The sequence below is a fragment of the Ensifer sp. D2-11 genome, assembly GCF_054161295.1.
Map to the genome: position 1 here is coordinate 655,860 of NZ_CP096433.1, position 16,738 is coordinate 672,597.

Below are 16,738 nucleotides of genomic sequence, written 5' to 3' on the forward strand. Positions count from 1 at the left end.
CAAGCCCGGCCAACACTTTCAAAGGACTGGTCCATGCTCAACCGGCATCATCGCCTGGCGCTTTTGGCTTGCACGGCATTCGTCACCCTAGCCGGGGCAACACTTACTCATGCGCAATCTACTGAAGGGTCAGAGGGAGCCGCCGAAAAGCAGGGGCGCGTGACGGTATTGAAGAAGCTTTCCGTGAAGGGGGGCGGGAAGGAGGGCGTGGCAGATACACCGCTCGCCTCGCACGTCACCGAAGAACAAATCGATGATAACCAGGTGACGAGCTTCGAAGACCTGGGCAGGACGCTTGAGCCAGGTGTGTACTTCAATCGGGCCAACGGTAGCGTCAACATCCGTGGCCTCGACGGCCCACGCGTATTGACGACCATTGATGGCATCGCAATACCGTTTCTCGATGATGGTGCACGGGATGCAGACGGAGGCATCGACAGCTTCGACTTCAATGAGTTGTCGAGCGTAGACATCGTGCGCGGGGCGGATTCGAGTCGTGCCGGTGGTGGCGCACTCGCCGGCGCAGTGGTTTTGCGCACGCTCGATCCGGAAGATCTGATTGGCGAGGGCAAAAGCTGGGGTGGTATCTTCAAGTTCGCCTATGACGGCGACGACGAGAGCCTTGGTGGCTCCGTCGCCGTGGCTGCGCGCTACGACAACACTGCGATTTTAGTCCAGGGAGGCTACAGAAAAGGACACGAGCTCCAGACCAGCGGCAATAATGGAAGCTATGGATCCGCCCGAACGGAGGCTAACCCGGCAGATTTCGACCAAAAGAATCTGCTTATTAAAGTGAAACAGTACACGGACAGCGGCCATAGCTTTACGCTGACCGGCGAACGTTTCGATCGTGACAAAGACATCGATCTTCGGCGCGCGCAGACCGGGTCGTCCTATCGACCAGGCGAGTGGAACGGCACTGAAGTCAACGAGCGCGATCGCATCTCGCTGAACTACGAGTTCGAGGCCACGGATGATGGCGCGCTGTTCGACTCGGCCAATGCCGTATTCTACTGGCAGGATCTCGTGCGTGAGAACGGAACGTACGGCACGCGGTACTCCAGGCCAATCGGTGATTACCGGCGTCTGAGCGAAGTCGAGGATCGTGGCTTTGGAAGTGCTGGCTATGTCGAAAATGGTTTCGATTCCGGTTACTTCCACCACACGATTACGCTGGGCGGGGACTTTTACATCAATACAGTGACGCAATATTCATCCGGTAAGGACAACTGCGGGCCTGGACCCTTCCCGCCGCGCGATTCGTGCAACTTCCTTCATACCAACCAGTCCGACATGCCCGATGTCGACAGCAAGCGTTTCGGCATTTTCGCTCAGGATGAGATAGCATTCGGAGAAACCGGTTTCTCCCTTACGCCTGGTCTTCGATACGACTGGTATGAGCATTCGCCACAGGAAACCGCCGCCTACACACGCAATCCGAACTACAACGGTTTGCCCGATGGACAGGATGCCGATGCCTTGTCACCCAAGCTGCTCGCCAAGTATCAGGCAGCAGATAACATCGAGCTATTTGCGCAATGGGCGATGGCTTTCCGTGAGCCGGAGGCAACCGAGCTGTACCTCGATTACGGTGCACCGGGTACTTACCTCCGGCTCGGCAATCCGAATCTGAAGCCGGAAACGAGCAGTGGTATCGAGGTCGGTGCGAACATCGGCGACTCCGATTTCGGTGGCCGTATCACCGGATTCTACAATCGCTATCGCAATTTCATCGATTCTGTGGATGCACCGGTTCAGGATCCGATCAACTATCCCTTTGGCGTCACGCAGTATATGAACCGCAATCGCGTGCAGATATCCGGCGTCGAACTCGCCGCTCACAAGGTCTTCGACTTCGGCGTGACTCTCCGGGGCTCTGTGACGTATGGGCGGGGAAAAGACCTGGGTACCAACGAGCGCCTCGGTTCCGTAGCGCCTCTTAAAGGTGTCCTTGCGGTTGGCTATGAGGCCGAAACCTGGGGAACGGAACTCGCTATGATCGCAGCGAAGGAAGTATCGTATAAATCAGACGCCAGTTTCAGAGCCCCTGGTTACGGGATATTTGATCTCACCGGCTGGTGGAAGCCGGAAAAGGTCGAAGGGCTGACGATGCGTGCTGGTATCTACAACCTGTTCGACAAAGAATACTATGATGCGATTTCGGTTCGCGACGTGACACCTCCGGCTGCGGGCAAAGCATTCTATTCCGAACCGGGACGCACGTTCAAAGTCTCGTTGACGCAACGCTTCTGATCATTCAGCAAGTTCCGACGGTCTAAAGGCGGCTCGTGTTAGCCGCCTTTTCTCACTCTCTTCCTCTTTTTTCCCGCTTGCGCGCCATCGCAAGCCGCGCTAACACTTCCGCCCATGGCAAACACGCAGAACATTTCGATCTGGTGGTGGGCTCGCTGAGGCGGCCTTGACCAGTCATGCGTGATTGAGAGATGGAGCCGCCCGGAGATTTCGAGGCGGCTTTTTTCGTATTCGGGCCGCGTGGAAAGACCGGGCTTTTACGGAGCGAGACGAATGGCAGCGGTAATTCTGGAAGACGGCGCGGAGAGTTATACCACGAAGGGTGGCATCGTCGTCACCCGCAGGCGGCGCGAGGCATCCTACAGCGACGCGATCGCCGGTTATGTGGACCGGCTGGACGAACGCCGCGGCGCGGTCTTTTCCTCGAACTACGAATATCCCGGCCGCTATACCCGCTGGGACACTGCGGTGGTCGACCCGCCGCTTGCCATCTCCTCCTTCGGTCGCTCGCTCTGGATCGAAGCCTATAACGAACGCGGCGAAGTACTGCTGGCGCTGATCGCCGAGGATCTGAAGTCCGTTGCCGACATCACGCTCGGCTCGCTTGCCGCCCGCCGCCTCGACCTCACCATCAACGAGCCCGATCGTGTCTTCACCGAGGAAGAGCGGTCGAAGATGCCGACGGTCTTTACGGTTCTTCGCGCGGTGACGAACCTCTTCCACTCGGAGGAGGACTCGAACCTCGGCCTCTATGGCGCTTTCGGCTACGACCTCGCCTTCCAGTTCGATGCGATCGAACTGAAGCTTTCGCGTCCGGACGACCAGCGCGACATGGTTCTCTTTCTGCCGGACGAGATCCTTGTGGTCGATCACTATGCGGCCAAGGCCTGGATCGACCGCTACGATTTCGCCAGGGAGAACCTTTCGACCGAGGGCAAGGCAGCGGACATTGCTCCCGAGCCGTTCCGCAGCGTCGACAGCATCCCGCCGCACGGGGATCACCGCCCGGGCGAATATGCCGAGCTCGTCGTCAAGGCGAAGGAAAGCTTCCGTCGCGGCGATCTGTTCGAAGTGGTGCCGGGGCAGAAATTCTACGAGCGCTGCGAAAGCCGCCCGTCCGAGATTTCCAACCGGCTGAAGGCGATCAATCCGTCGCCCTATTCCTTCTTCATCAATCTCGGCAACCAGGAATATCTCGTCGGTGCTTCGCCGGAGATGTTCGTGCGCGTTTCCGGCCGGCGCATCGAGACCTGCCCGATCTCCGGTACGATCAAGCGCGGCGACGATCCGATCGCCGACAGCGAGCAGATCCTGAAGCTCTTGAACTCGAAAAAGGACGAGTCCGAGCTCACCATGTGCTCGGACGTCGACCGCAACGACAAGAGCCGGGTCTGCGTGCCGGGCTCGGTCAAGGTGATCGGCCGGCGTCAGATCGAGATGTATTCGCGGCTGATCCACACGGTCGATCACATCGAGGGGCGCCTGCGCGACGATATGGACGCCTTCGACGGGTTCCTCAGCCACGCCTGGGCGGTGACCGTTACCGGCGCGCCGAAGCTCTGGGCCATGCGCTTCATCGAGAGCCACGAGAAGAGCCCGCGTGCCTGGTATGGCGGCGCGATCGGCATGGTCGGCTTCAACGGCGACATGAATACCGGGCTGACCTTGCGTACCATCCGCATCAAGGACGGGATCGCCGAGGTGAGGGCGGGTGCGACGCTCCTCTATGATTCCAATCCGGAAGAAGAAGAAGCCGAAACCGAACTGAAGGCCTCTGCCATGATTGCAGCCATCCGCGACGCGAAATCCGCAAACAGCGCCAAATCCGCGCGCGATGTCGCCGCCGTCGGCGCCGGAGTCAGCATCCTGCTCGTCGATCACGAGGACAGCTTCGTCCATACCCTGGCGAACTACTTCCGCCAGACCGGCGCGTCCGTCACCACCGTGCGCACGCCGGTGGCCGAGGAAATCTTCGACCGGGTCAAGCCGGACCTCGTCGTGCTTTCGCCCGGTCCCGGCACCCCGAAGGACTTCGACTGCAAGGCGACGATCAAGAAGGCGCGGGCGCGGGACCTGCCGATCTTCGGCGTCTGCCTGGGGCTGCAGGCGCTCGCGGAGGCCTATGGCGGCGACCTTCGTCAACTGGCGATCCCGATGCATGGGAAGCCCTCGCGCATCCGCGTGCTCGAACCCGGCATCGTCTTCTCCGGCCTCGGCAAGGAGGTGACGGTCGGGCGCTATCATTCGATTTTCGCCGATCCGTCCAATCTGCCGCGCGATTTCGTGATCACGGCCGAAAGCGAAGATGGTACGATCATGGGCATCGAACACAGCAAGGAGCCGGTGGCGGCCGTGCAGTTCCATCCGGAATCGATCATGACGCTCGGCGGCGACGCCGGCATGCGGATGATCGAGAACGTGGTTGCCCATCTCGCCAAGCGGGCGAAGACCAAGGCAGCCTGACCTCCTGCGCGTCGGCTGGACCGGCTCGAGGCATTCGACCGTTTGACAAGCGGCCCGTGATCGCCCATATGGCGCCCATGATCCGCCTGCGCGAAAACCCGCGCGGGCGGTTTTGCATTTGAATGGCCTTGCATCTGCAACTCGTTTGCATCTGCAGGAGGAATGAAGATGACCGGAACCGACAATAGAACCATCCTGCGACTCGCCTTCTGGGGCATCCCCCTGTCGCTGGGCGTGATGGGCCTTAAGATGCTCGCCTGGTGGGTGACGGGCTCGGTGGCGCTCCTGTCCGACGGGCTGGAATCTTCCGTCAACGTGGTCGCCGCGGTGATCGCCTATGCGATGATCGGCTATGCGGCAAAGCCGGCCGATGCCGACCACCCCTTCGGGCATCACAAGGCGGAATACTTCTCCGCAGTCATCGAAGGCGTGCTGATCGTCCTGGCGGCGTTGCTGATCATCTGGGAGGCCATTCCCGAAATGATGGCACCGGTGCTTCTGAATGCACCGACGCTCGGCCTCGCCATCAACTTCGCTGCCGGCGTCGTCAATGCGATCTGGGCCTATGTGCTCATCCGCGCGGGCAGCCGCCATCGCTCGCCGGCACTGAGTGCGGACGGCCAACACATTCTCTCGGATGTCGTGACCTCCGTGGGCGTGCTCGTCGGCCTTCTTCTTGCCATCGCCACGGGCTACGCGATCCTCGATCCGCTGCTCGCCGTAATTGTCGCGGGCAATATCCTGTTCCAGGGCTGGAAAGTGATTTCGCGTTCGGTCGACGGGCTGATGGACAAGGCGGTGCCTGCGGACGAGGAGGAGGCGATCAAGGCGGCGATCGCGGCCAATGCCGGCGGCTCTCTCGGGGTCCACGACCTGAAGACGCGTCAGGCGGGCCCGGCGATCTTCGTGGATTTTCACATGGTCGTGCCGGAGGCGATGGCGGTCGGTGACGCGCACGACATCTGCGACCGGATCGAGGATGCGATTCGCGTCGTACATCCGGGCGCGGGGATCGCCATTCACGTCGAACCGGAAGGCGAAAAGGCGCACGGGGTGCGCGTCAAAGTTAGTGGAGCATCACGGAAATGACCAAGACTGACGTATCGGGACTTTCACAACTGGGGGCAAAGGTCGATCTGCCCCAAAGCCCGGAACAGGCGGTGCTCGAAAGAGTGCCGAGCGGGCATGGCGGCACGGATTTCGTCGTCCGCTTTACGGCGCCCGAGTTCACCTCGCTTTGCCCGATGACCGGGCAGCCCGATTTCGCCCACATCGTCATCGACTATGTGCCTGACGGCTGGCTGGTGGAGTCGAAATCGCTCAAGCTGTTCCTGCATTCGTTCCGCAACCACGGCGCTTTCCACGAGGATTGCACGATCGAGATCGCCAAGCGCCTGGTTTCGCTGCTTTCTCCGAAGTGGCTCCGGATCGGCGCCTACTGGTATCCCCGCGGCGGCATCCCGATCGACGTTTTCTGGCAGACGGGAAACCCGCCGGAGGGCGTCTGGCTGCCGGATCAGGGCGTGCCGACCTATCGCGGACGGGGATGATGGCGTCTGCGCATTTGCAATGGCGGGCTTCATGAGCAGGCGCCACGCCGGTGACGAAATTCTGCTTCCGAAACTGCCCACGGGTCGGGAATGGACGCCGGTTCGTCACGGCGAATCCGATGACCGCGTCTATCGTCGCAGCGACGGCGGCGCCTATGCGAAGATTGCGAGCGGCAAGGCCGCAGCACTGCTCGAGGGGGAGCGCGATCGTGTCGCTTGGCTGGCGCCGTTCCGCCTGGGCTCGCCCTCCGTCTGCGAGTGGATCGCGGCAGAGAATGAAGCATGCCTCGTCATCAGCGCGCTGCCGGGTGTGCCGGCAAGCGAGCTCTCCGCGGTCGACCTCAAGAAAGCCTGGCCGTCGATCCTGCGGCAATTGAAGCTGCTGCATGAATTGCCGACGGAAGCCTGCCCTTTCGGGCGGCGGCTCGCGTCGATGTTCGACCGGGCCGCGGATGTCGTCCGGCGCGATGCCGTCAATCCGGATTTCCTGGCCCCGGAGGATCAGAACACTCCCCCGGGCGAACTGCTCGACGCTCTGCGGGCCGAACTGCCGAGGCACCTGATCGACGAGCCTTCCGATCTCGTAATCTGTCATGGCGACGCATGCCTGCCGAACTTCATGGTCGATCCGGATACACACCGCTGCACGGGCGTGATCGACCTGGGCCGGCTCGGAACGGCGGATCGATACGTCGATTTTTCGCTTCTGCTTGGCAATGCTCGCGAAAGCTGGACCGGAGAAGCCGATGCGGAGACCGCGCGGGACTGCCTCTTCGACATTCACGGGATCTCGGCACCGGACGAAGACCGTCTCGTTTTCTATCTTCGGCTGGATCCGCTGACCTGGGGATGAGCCGCCTGCCGCTTCAGACGGATTGACCTATTGATCAAGCCGAAGTGCTTTTGACAGGCCGATCTTTTCCAGTTCGGTCTGGAGTATCGGGTCGAAAGCGACCTTCCTCCAAAGCACTCGGTAGCCGAGATGCTGGTAGAGCTGAAGCGCCCGCTCGTTCCGGGCCGCCACCTGGATTGCGGCTTGCCCGTATCCACGCTCGGCGATTTGCGCTTCAAGCGCCTTTATGAGGCCCGATCCGGCGCCCCGTCCTTCGAAGGCCGGGGCCACCCAGATATCGCTGATGACGTCGTCATCGTGTTCGCGGGCGCCGAGACCGGCAGGTTCTCCGTCGACTTCAGCGACGAGAATGCGAGGCCCCAGTTCCCGCACGAACGGCAGGAACGGGTTCTTCTGTTCGGTGGCCGCCGCAACATGTGCCGGCACAAGCGGCTTTATGCCCTTGCGCCAGGCTGCAAGGCCGATTTGAGCGAGAACGTCCGCCTCCTGCGGCAGCGCGGCGCGAACCAGCATCATCCGACGATCAAGGTTGCGCCGGCTATGGCCATTATTCCGCCGACAATACGAGTGACGACGCCGCGGTCCGCAAGCCGCGCGAGCCCCATGCCGAGACCGATGCCGGCAATGTGCAGGAGAACGGTCGAGATCACGAAGCCTGCTGCAAACGACCAGGTGCCGGCCATTCCCAATTCTCCGCCGTGGGCATGGCCATGGAAGAGCGCGAAGACAGAGACGACGGCTGCAGCCGTTGTGGCGTCGAGCCGGACGGCCACTGCGACGACCAGACCGAGCGCCACGACGGAGGCGAGGATGGCCGGTTCGACAAAGGGCAGGGGAGCGCCCGCCCGGGCGAGGACGAAGCCGAGCACCATCGTTGCGACAAAGGCAGCCGGCACGCTCCACAGCGCCCTGCCGCCGATCTGGGCCGCCCAAAGGCCGACAGCGATCATCGCAAGGATGTGGTCGGCTCCGAACAGCGGATGGGAAAGGCCCGCCATCAGCGACCCGTGTTCGGCTGGATCGAGATGGGCGAAGGCCGGTGCGGAGGAGCCGGCGAAGAGCGCGGCTGCGAGAAGGACGGATTTCTTCATTCTGGGCCCCCATACAGACATTGATGACCCGCTGATCTTATTGGGCTCCCATCGGCTGTCCATACGTCATTTGGCGGGCCCTGTGCTGGTCGGCCTTCTTCTTGCCACCGCCACGGGTTACGCGATCCTCGATCCCTTGGTTGCGGTGATCGTCGCCGGCAATATTCTCCTTCAGGGCTGGAAGGTCATTTCGCTTTCGGTCGACGGGCCGATGGACAAGGCGGTGCAGGCGGACGAGGAGGAGGCGATCAAAGCGGCGATCGCGGCCAATGCCGGCGGGTCGCTCGGGGTCCACGACCTGAAGACGCGGCAGGCGGGCCCGTCGACCTTCGTGGATTTTCACATGGCCGTGCCGGAGGCGATGGCGGTCGGTGACGCGCACGATATTTGCGACCGGATCGAGGACGCGATCCGCGCGGTCCACCCGGACGCGAGGATCGCCATTTTGTCGCGAGGTAGGAACCTTTTGTGATTGCTTGCTGGGCGTCCGCCCATTTTGCACGCCGGACGGTATCTTTGAAGGAGAGGTTTGCGAGAACGCGGGACGATTTCCGACGGCAGACGAACATGGATGGCCATCCCCGCTGCCGTCGTCGTTATGGTCTCGGCCTGACGGTTCTATCAGAACCGCGAGCGTATGCCCGCCATAACGGTCAGCGGCGCCCCGGGACGCGCGCCGGATGGGGAAAAGCCGGCATTATAGGTTTTGTTGAACAGGTTCTGGGCCACCCCGTACAGTTTCATATTCGGGCTCAGATCGATTTCAGCCGAGAGGTCCACCAGTATGCGGCTATCGACCCGATCCGATTCGGCAATCGGACCGCTTCCGGCCATAGCCCGTGCGACATCCACCCAGTTGATCAGCGTATTCAACCGCGCCCGTTCCATTTCCAAGCCGACGCCCACCGTTATCTGGTTCTGCGGGGTATAGGGCAACTCGTCGCCCGCCGTTACTTCGCCCCATAGATCATAGTCGCTCTCGAAACTCGACCGGAACCTGGCGTTCGTGTAGGTGTAGGCAAGCGTTACCGGAACCTCGAAGCCGTTACTATCGATACTGCCAAATGTGCGGCCAACGGTCAATTCGATGCCTTTGACGCTGACCTCGCCGCCCTCGAACTGATCACCAATGGTGCAATTGCCTCCGGTGGATGCGGTGCAGGTTCCAAGCAGGTTCGAATAGCTGTTGATGAAGCCTATGGCACCGGCGCGCCAGCCGTCGGAATCATACTTCACGCCGGATTCGTAGTTCCATGAAGTCTCGGGATCCACGTCCGATCCCGGAGCGGGGCTGGCAAAGCCGCGATGGACACCGGCCACCAGCAGAACCTCGTCGGTGGCGCTCCAGGTTGCCGACAGGCCGGGGATGAACACATCGACATAGGACTGTTTTGCAGTGGTCGGCCCGTTGCGGCCGGGGTCGGCGCTCCCCCAGTTCGTCTGGTCCAGATTGATCGATTCATAGCGCAGGCCGGGAACGAAGGTGAACGGTCCGGCTTCGATCGTGTCGCGCGCGAAGAAAGCCCATGCCTTGGCTTCATTCAGGCGGTTGGACTGGCTGCCCGGCGCGCCCGCGGAGGTCAGGATCATGCGCCCATTGACCATCTGGTAGCGATCGTCCTGCTGGAAGCGGTCTTCCTCGTCCTGATGATAGCGCGCGGACAATTCGAGTTCGTGGCTGAGTTCGCCGGTATCGAAATTCGTGGTCAGCACGCTTTGAATGCCGGTCGCCTGATAGGCGCGGGCGTTGTTGCGCACACGCAATGCCCCCGCTCGGCCGGTATATCCGTCCGCACCGACGATATCGGCCATCTGCGTCGAATACGTATCGGGGTCCGCCAGGATGTTGCTGAGGGATACCCAGCCAGTATCGGAGTCGTTACGGACATCGTTGAGCTTGTACCAGGCCCGCGTGGTATCGGTACGGTAGACGGTCGTCGTCAGGTTGATGTCGGGTGTGATCTCGTAACTGTGGCTGAATTGATAGATATTATGCGCGGCGTCGATCACGTCCTTCTGACTGGCGTTATAGCGCCTGAAAGGCGTGTCCTTGAAATCGTCCAGGGTCAGGCCGAGATAGGTCTCATTGCTGGTTTCATCGTAGTTTTGATACTTGAACTCGAAATTCTGCGTTCCATCGGCCGTGCGAAAGCCCAGCTTGCCGCCCCAATCGGTGAGATCGAATCCGGTGTCGCCGCCGCGATCGATATCCTTGAAGCCATCCGATTTATCGTAAAGCCCTTCGATAAGTCCGCCGATCTCGAACGCGTCGCCCAGCGGCGCCCAACCTCCGGTCCAGGCGTGGACACGTCGGCCGCCATAGCTGCCACCGAGAATGTCCGCCTTTCCGGTCAGCGTTCCGATATCGGAATCGGGAATAGGGGTCGAGAAAAGATTGATCGCGCCGCCAACGGTCATCGGACCGTATTTTATTGCTGCCGGTCCCTTGGCCACCTCTACGCCCGACATGCGCGCCATCTTGGGAAAATAATAGGCCGCAGGCGCCGCATAGGGGGCCGGCGCGATCAGGATGCCGTCTTCCATGACCGTTATGCGGGCATTGCGGTCTGTACCCGAACCACGGATGCCTATGTTGGGCCTAAGGCCGAACCCCTCTTCCTCTTGAAGATAAACACCCGGAATCTGCCGCAATACCCGATTGGGGTCGCTATAGGAAAAGCGCTCCATATCCGTCAGGTCCAGCCGCTGGACCGAACCGCCGATCGCGAATGCGTCGGATTTGTCCGCGGTGACGACAATAGGAGCGAGCAAAGTTCTGTTTTCTTTGGGAGATTCTTGCGCCTGCACAAGTATAGGCATGCTCCAAAGGCCGGCACCAATTACAATTGCCAGACGACTCGCGCTTGATCTCCATAGAATCATTCTAAATGTCCCCTATGCCCCAGAATTGTCAGTTCAAAACTTCTAATATAGAATTATTCTATACCTAATAAGTCAAGATTTTACGTAGATCGTACGAATTATCGCGTGACAAAACCAAAATGATATGCGTTAGTGATTCGAGAAAAGAGGTTATGGCTATATAAGTTTACCATAGTACTGATAAAATTCTAAATAACTACTGTATAATACTATAAACATTACTAAATATTGGAATATAATTTCAAATATAAATTATAATAATTCCATCTAAAGATGCGAATTCCTGGATTCGGGTTGTTGGAGATCAGGCAAGCCGTTGCAACGTATCGTCACGGCGCGGCGGTGGTTCGCATTGTTTTCGCCGTCGAGTCGCATTATCTGGTTGGAAGACATTTCATGAGGAGTCCGAAGAATGCGGAACGACGACGACCAGGAAGAAAAGAAGACCGAATTGCCCTTGGGCAAGGAGACGGAGGCGAACCTTTTCAAGTCGCGTTCGATTTTCATTTACGGGACCATCACCCAGGAACTCGCGCAGAAGGTCTGCTCGCAGCTCGTAGCGCTTGCCGCGGCCAGCGACGACGATATCCGCCTCTTCGTCAACTCGCCGGGCGGCCATGTCGAATCCGGCGACAGCATCCACGACATGATCAAGTTCGTGAAGCCGAAGGTCTGGACGATCGGTACCGGCTGGGTCGCGTCCGCGGGCGCGCTCATCTATGTCGCAGCGCCGAAGGAGCAGCGCCTGTGCCTGCCGAACACCCGCTTCCTGTTGCACCAACCCTCGGGCGGCACGCGCGGCATGGCTTCCGACATCGAGATCCAGGCGCGCGAGATCATCAAGATGAACGAGCGTCTGAACCGGATCTTCTCCGAAGCGACCGGACAGCCGGTCGACAAGATCGCCAAGGACACGGATCGCGATTACTGGCTCGGTGCGGAAGAGGCGAAGGCCTACGGTCTCGTTTCGCGCATCGTCACCTCCATCGCGGAGATTTAGTCCGGGCGGCAAGGGGCGGCCGCTCATCCGCCTGCCGGCACCTTCTCCCCGCAAGGGGGGCGAAGGGAGCGGCGGCGCCGCCTCAGTCCCCTTTCCCCGCGCGGGGAAAGGGGCTAGTCCTCGGTTCAAACCCGAGGAGAGGGCACTCTTGCTCCGCTTTACCAAGCCGTGTATAGGCTTTTCCATGACTCAGGCTGACGCACACAAGATCGCAGCGATCTCTTCCGGACACGATGCCAATCGTGCTCCTGCGCGCGCCACCGCATCCCTTCTTCTTCTCGGCCTTATCCGCGGTTGCCGGGTTCGCTGAGGAGCGCCCGGCGGCCGAAAAGCCTTGCCGGCACCTGCTCCTCGAAATCCAGAAAAGCTGAACCAAATCGCGCGGCCCCCGCGGCATCGCCATCGCAATGTCCCGAATGATCGGCTATTGCATGCGGCAGGCTACGCTCAAGTGACGAAGAGAAGCTGCACATGATTTTGAAATCGCATTCCATCAAGACCGGCATGCCCGAGGCGGCTGTGAAATATCAGCCCTATCCGCAGATCGCGCTGCCGGATCGCACGTGGCCGTCAAAGGCGATCACCGAGGCGCCTATCTGGTGTTCCGTGGATCTGCGCGACGGCAACCAGGCGCTCGTCGATCCGATGGGTCACGACCGGAAGGCGCGCATGTTCCACCTCCTCCTGGACATGGGCTTCAAGGAGATCGAGATCGGCTTCCCGTCCGCGTCGCAGACGGATTTCGATTTCGCCCGCTGGTGCGTCGAGGAAGGCAACGTTTCCGAAGACGTGTCCCTGCAGGTGCTGGTCCAGTGCCGGCCGGAATTGATCGCGCGGACCTTCGAGGCGCTTGAAGGTGCGCACCGGCCGATCGTACATTTCTACAATTCGACGAGCGAGCTGCAGCGCCGCGTCGTCTTCGGCAAGGACGTGGCCGGCATCAAGCAGATCGCGACTGACGCCGCCAAGATGATCACCGACATGGCCGCGAAAGCGGGCGGCGGTTATCGCTTCGAATACTCGCCGGAAAGCTTCACCGGCACCGAACTCGAAGTGGCATTGGAGATTTGCAACGCCGTGATAGAGATCGTCCGGCCGACGGCGGACAACAAGCTCATCATCAACCTGCCCTCGACCGTGGAGATGGCGACGCCGAACATCTATGCCGACCAGATCGAATGGATGTGCCGCAATCTCGACAATCGCGAGAACCTGATCGTCTCGCTGCATCCGCACAACGATCGCGGCACCGGCATTGCCGCCACCGAGCTGGGGCTGATGGCGGGCGCCGACCGTGTCGAGGGGACGCTCTTCGGCAATGGCGAGCGCACCGGCAACGTCGATGTGGTGACGCTGGCGCTCAACATGTTCACGCAGGGCGTCGATCCCAAGCTCGACTGCTCGGACATCGAGCGGATCAAGGAAGTCTACGAATATTCCAACCAGATGGTCATTCCGGAACGCCACCCCTATGTAGGCGAACTGGTCTACACGGCCTTCTCCGGCTCGCATCAGGATGCCATCAACAAGGGCATGAAGGCGATCAAACAGGCGAACAAGCCGACCTGGGAGGTACCCTATCTGCCGATCGATCCGCGCGATGTCGGACGCAGCTACGAAGCGATCATCCGCATCAACTCGCAATCGGGCAAGGGCGGCATCGCCTATATCCTGCAGGAGGACTACGGTATCAATCTGCCGCGCAATCTGCAGATCGAGTTCCGTGAGGAAGTCCAGCGCATTACCGACGAGGAAGGCAAGGAGCTGCCCTCGAAGCGCATCCATCAGCGCTTCATCGAAAGCTATGTCGAGCAGCCGGGCGCGCGCATCAAGTTCGTCGACCATCACACCTACCCGGTAGGCGAGCATAAGGGCCTGCGTGTCGTTGCCGCCGAAATCACTGATGGCGGCGAGACCAGGCAGATCGAGGGCAAGGGCACGGGCCCGATCGACGGCTTCATCAATGCGCTGTCGATCTATCTCGGCGTCGAACTCTCGGTGGCGGATTACTCCGAGCATTCGCTGCAGCATGGTTCGAACGCCGCTGCGATCGCCTATGTCGAGGTCGAGTATCCGGGCGGCAAGCTCTTCGGCGTCGGTATCAACACCAATATCGTGGCCGCCTCACTGGAGGCGATCGTCTCGGCTGCCAACCGCGTGCTGGACGTGGTGGGGAAGTGACGCACTTGTCCTCGTGATGGCCCCTTGCCCTGACCCTCTCTCCGCGTGCGGGGAGAGGGGGAACGCCCATTGAACTTGATTTCTATAGGTGGGCTATCCGTTTCGGTATATAAGGATATCCGCGAAAGGATATCCTTATGGCTCTCTACATCAAAGATCCCACCGTGGACCGAATGGCGGAAAAACTTCAAGAACGCCTAGGTGTCCGCACCAAGACAGATGCTGTCCGCATTGCTCTGCAACACGAACTGGATCGTGTGGAAGACGAAATTCCGCTGCGCGAAAAGCTGGCCGCCTTGCGGCAACAGGCGCGCGACCGGCTAGGCCCGCCTGTTCACGGGATCGATATGAAAAAGCTTATGGATGAGCTTTGGGAGGAGGGCGAGTGAGCTTCGTCGACGCCTCCGTCATCGTTGCGATATTGAACGAGGAACCCGGCTTTGAGGAATTGGAAAAGCGCCTGAGCGACGCGGACGGGAAGCTCTGCGTTTCGCCGCTCGTGCGTTTCGAGGCGGTCGCCGCACTCACGAGACTGCGCATCATCGCCACGAAGGGCAAAGCAGATCGCAGCGATTTGATTGGCGAAGCCCGTGAGCTGGTCGACAGCTTCATTCAGGCACTCAGTGCGAGCGAGGTCACGATCGATTCCCACACGGGCGTTCGCGCCCTCGATGCGATGGCCCGCTACGGGAAAGTCGCGGGCCACCCGGCGGCCCTAAATCTCGGTGATTGTTTCGCCTATGCGGCCGCGAAGGAGTCTGGGCTGACCCTGATCTACAAGGGGAATGATTTCTCGCAAACCGACCTGGGTTAGAGCACTTGCGCCTTTCTCCGAAAAGCGGAAATGCTTCCAACATTGACTCATATGCGATAGCCCTGCCTCCTATGGGCAGAAGGTCGCGGCGGCTCGGGGCAGTTCCTCGGTGTTGATCAGTCTCAAATATTCGCCGCCACCGTTTCGGCAAGGTCCTGCAGAGCGGGATCGGATGACGGTCCGATCATCACGAATGAGACGCCTTCCCGTTCCCAGGAGACCAAGCCGAGGTCGCCGCGGATGGTCTCGCTGAATTCGTCGGATTGCTGTCCATCGCCTTGCTTGAGAAAGCAGATGGTGAAAACTTCTGCCTCGCGGTCACGATAGACGAGCTGGGCGACCGGTCTTCCGTTGGCGGCGAGGAGCCTCGCGCCTTCGAAGGACAATCCCTTGCGGTCGAGGTTGGGGACAGTGAAGCTCACGCCGACGCTTGCGGCAAGCCAGGTCTCGATCTCTGCCGCCTGCGTTCCCGGCACCTCGACCAGATGCTCCTTCTGGCGCGAAAAGATGCGGTGAGATCCGACGATATCGTCGATCCAGGGGCGGTCATCGGCCTGGTTCATCGGCTCGGCGAAATCCGTGGCGCTGCCGAGAATGAAGCCGGCGGCTCCGCCGAGCAGGAAAAGGGCGGTGGAAGCGGCGAGGATGCGCGGCCAGATGCGGGCGCTTCGCCTTGGAAGACTGGCCGTCGTTACCCGCTCCGACTTCGGGTTGATGCCGGGGCCTTGCTTTATCTGGCGTACCAGCGCCAGCGGCACCGGATCATGGAGGAAGTTTTCGAAAGCCCCGTTGCCGAAGGCGCTGCCCGACTTGAGCTTTTCGAGCAATGCCCTTGCCTCGTCGTCGCGTGCGAGAAGAGCGTCAAGTTCGGATTTTTCGCTTTCTGCGAGTTCGCCGTCGATATAGGCGGACAACCGCACCTCGAGCGCTAGCCCCTTCGTTTGCAGCAACGGTCAGGCCCTCCTTTCCGTATTTTCGGACAACATGGCTGCGAGCCTGAGCCGCGCCGTCGACAGTCTGCTCATGACCGTACCGACCGGGATGCCGAGGATCTCCGCCGTTTCCCGATAGCTGTGGCCTTCGACATTGACGAGGAGGAAGACGCTTGCCAGTCCCTCCGGCATGGACAGGATCATCTTCTGCACCTGATTGGCATAGGCGGCCTTTTCGGCCGTTGCTTCGACGTGCGGTTCGTCCCGCTCGAAAACGTCGACCGCACCGGCGCTGCGCACCTTGCGCTTGCGGATTTCGTCCACCCAGAGATTGCGGGTCATCGCATAGACCCAGCTTTCCAGCCGGCCCTCGCCGTTCCAAAGGTGACTGCGCGCGATTGCCCGCTCGCAAACTTCCTGGACAAGATCGTCGGCGTCATTGGCATTGCGGGCCAGCGTGATCGCGAAGCGGCGCAGTTTGGGCAGCAGGCTGACCAAATCCCGTCTGAAATCCTTCATTTCTGCCGCTGGGCGCATTGCTCTTCCAGTGAAACGTGCCGGATCGCGCGTCCATTCGCCATCCGGACGCACCATCAATGATATGGAACATTTGGTCCTAAGTCTGCAAGGGAAGAGCCGGAACGGAAAGAGGTTTTTGCGCCCCGGCAACGGTTTTCCCCACGGCGCCGCGCGTCCTTGAATCGGCCGGGATCGAAAG

Annotated in this window: 15 protein-coding genes and 1 pseudogene; 11 read left to right on the forward strand and 5 right to left on the reverse strand. The window is 60.4% G+C overall.

The features are described from left to right. The first annotated feature begins 33 nt into the window (after positions 1 to 33). The 6 genes from M1D34_RS03105 (at position 34) to M1D34_RS03130 (ending at position 7,119) form a co-directional block, all read left to right on the forward strand. A complete protein-coding gene (locus tag M1D34_RS03105) occupies positions 34 to 2,253 on the forward strand; it encodes a TonB-dependent hemoglobin/transferrin/lactoferrin family receptor (RefSeq protein WP_498780611.1) in 2,220 nt (739 codons plus the stop codon). Between the two features lie 114 nt (positions 2,254 to 2,367). Continuing rightward, entirely contained in the window at positions 2,368 to 2,412 is a 45-nt protein-coding gene (trpLE, locus tag M1D34_RS03110) for a trpE operon leader peptide TrpLE (protein WP_178385068.1), read from the forward strand. 114 nt (positions 2,413 to 2,526) lie between these two features. Next, the gene (locus tag M1D34_RS03115; RefSeq protein WP_027992919.1) at positions 2,527 to 4,716 is read left to right on the forward strand and encodes an anthranilate synthase; all 2,190 of its coding nucleotides are present in this window, start codon (positions 2,527 to 2,529) and stop codon (positions 4,714 to 4,716) included. 168 nt (positions 4,717 to 4,884) lie between these two features. Then, on the forward strand, positions 4,885 to 5,805 hold the full coding sequence (locus tag M1D34_RS03120) for a cation diffusion facilitator family transporter (RefSeq protein ID WP_027992918.1): 921 nt from the start codon (positions 4,885 to 4,887) through the stop codon (positions 5,803 to 5,805). Beyond that, entirely contained in the window at positions 5,802 to 6,266 is a 465-nt protein-coding gene (queF, locus tag M1D34_RS03125) for a preQ(1) synthase (protein WP_027992917.1), read from the forward strand. The genes M1D34_RS03120 and queF overlap by 4 nt, the downstream gene beginning before the upstream one ends. A 31-nt stretch (positions 6,267 to 6,297) precedes the next feature. Further along, the gene (locus M1D34_RS03130) at positions 6,298 to 7,119 is read left to right on the forward strand and encodes an APH(3'') family aminoglycoside O-phosphotransferase (RefSeq protein ID WP_027992916.1); all 822 of its coding nucleotides are present in this window, start codon (positions 6,298 to 6,300) and stop codon (positions 7,117 to 7,119) included. A 27-nt stretch (positions 7,120 to 7,146) separates the two neighbouring features. On the opposite strand, the gene M1D34_RS03135 is transcribed toward M1D34_RS03130, so the two are convergent. Continuing rightward, on the reverse strand, positions 7,147 to 7,635 hold the full coding sequence (locus M1D34_RS03135; RefSeq protein WP_027992915.1) for a GNAT family N-acetyltransferase: 489 nt from the start codon (positions 7,633 to 7,635) through the stop codon (positions 7,147 to 7,149). Further along, a complete protein-coding gene (locus tag M1D34_RS03140) occupies positions 7,632 to 8,210 on the reverse strand; it encodes a HupE/UreJ family protein (protein ID WP_027992914.1) in 579 nt (192 codons plus the stop codon). The genes M1D34_RS03135 and M1D34_RS03140 overlap by 4 nt, the downstream gene beginning before the upstream one ends. 79 nt (positions 8,211 to 8,289) lie before the next feature. On the opposite strand from M1D34_RS03140, the pseudogene M1D34_RS03145 reads away from it, so the two are divergent. Further along, positions 8,290 to 8,682: pseudogene (locus M1D34_RS03145) on the forward strand (cation diffusion facilitator family transporter); the annotation flags it as partial. 149 nt (positions 8,683 to 8,831) lie between these two features. Here M1D34_RS03145 and M1D34_RS03150 read toward each other — a convergent pair. Next, positions 8,832 to 11,093, reverse strand: coding sequence for a TonB-dependent receptor family protein (locus M1D34_RS03150; protein ID WP_498780615.1), 2,262 nt, complete (start codon positions 11,091 to 11,093; stop codon positions 8,832 to 8,834). 412 nt (positions 11,094 to 11,505) lie between these two features. Between M1D34_RS03150 and M1D34_RS03155 the strand changes: the two genes are divergently transcribed. The 4 genes from M1D34_RS03155 to M1D34_RS03170 all read left to right on the forward strand — a co-directional run bounded on the left by M1D34_RS03155 (position 11,506) and on the right by M1D34_RS03170 (position 15,088). Next, positions 11,506 to 12,093, forward strand: coding sequence for an ATP-dependent Clp protease proteolytic subunit (locus M1D34_RS03155; protein WP_003534438.1), 588 nt, complete (start codon positions 11,506 to 11,508; stop codon positions 12,091 to 12,093). Positions 12,094 to 12,564: 471 nt separating this feature from the next. Next, positions 12,565 to 14,274, forward strand: a complete 1,710-nt coding sequence (gene leuA / locus M1D34_RS03160) for a 2-isopropylmalate synthase (protein WP_498780618.1) — start codon at positions 12,565 to 12,567, stop codon at positions 14,272 to 14,274. Between the two features lie 137 nt (positions 14,275 to 14,411). Continuing rightward, complete coding sequence (locus M1D34_RS03165; RefSeq protein ID WP_010969893.1) at positions 14,412 to 14,663, forward strand: type II toxin-antitoxin system VapB family antitoxin; 252 nt, start codon at positions 14,412 to 14,414, stop codon at positions 14,661 to 14,663. Continuing rightward, positions 14,660 to 15,088, forward strand: coding sequence for a type II toxin-antitoxin system VapC family toxin (locus M1D34_RS03170; protein ID WP_003534446.1), 429 nt, complete (start codon positions 14,660 to 14,662; stop codon positions 15,086 to 15,088). Before M1D34_RS03165 ends, M1D34_RS03170 begins: the two co-directional genes overlap by 4 nt. A gap of 122 nt (positions 15,089 to 15,210) precedes the next feature. Here the strand turns inward: M1D34_RS03170 and M1D34_RS03175 are convergent, their stop codons facing one another. Both M1D34_RS03175 and M1D34_RS03180 read right to left on the reverse strand, forming a co-directional pair. Then, positions 15,211 to 16,038 (reverse strand): anti-sigma factor family protein, encoded by an 828-nt coding sequence (locus tag M1D34_RS03175; RefSeq protein ID WP_003534449.1) that lies wholly within the window; start codon positions 16,036 to 16,038, stop codon positions 15,211 to 15,213. 3 nt (positions 16,039 to 16,041) lie between these two features. Beyond that, the gene (locus M1D34_RS03180; protein ID WP_028010473.1) at positions 16,042 to 16,557 is read right to left on the reverse strand and encodes an RNA polymerase sigma factor; all 516 of its coding nucleotides are present in this window, start codon (positions 16,555 to 16,557) and stop codon (positions 16,042 to 16,044) included. Positions 16,558 to 16,738: the final 181 nt, after the last annotated feature.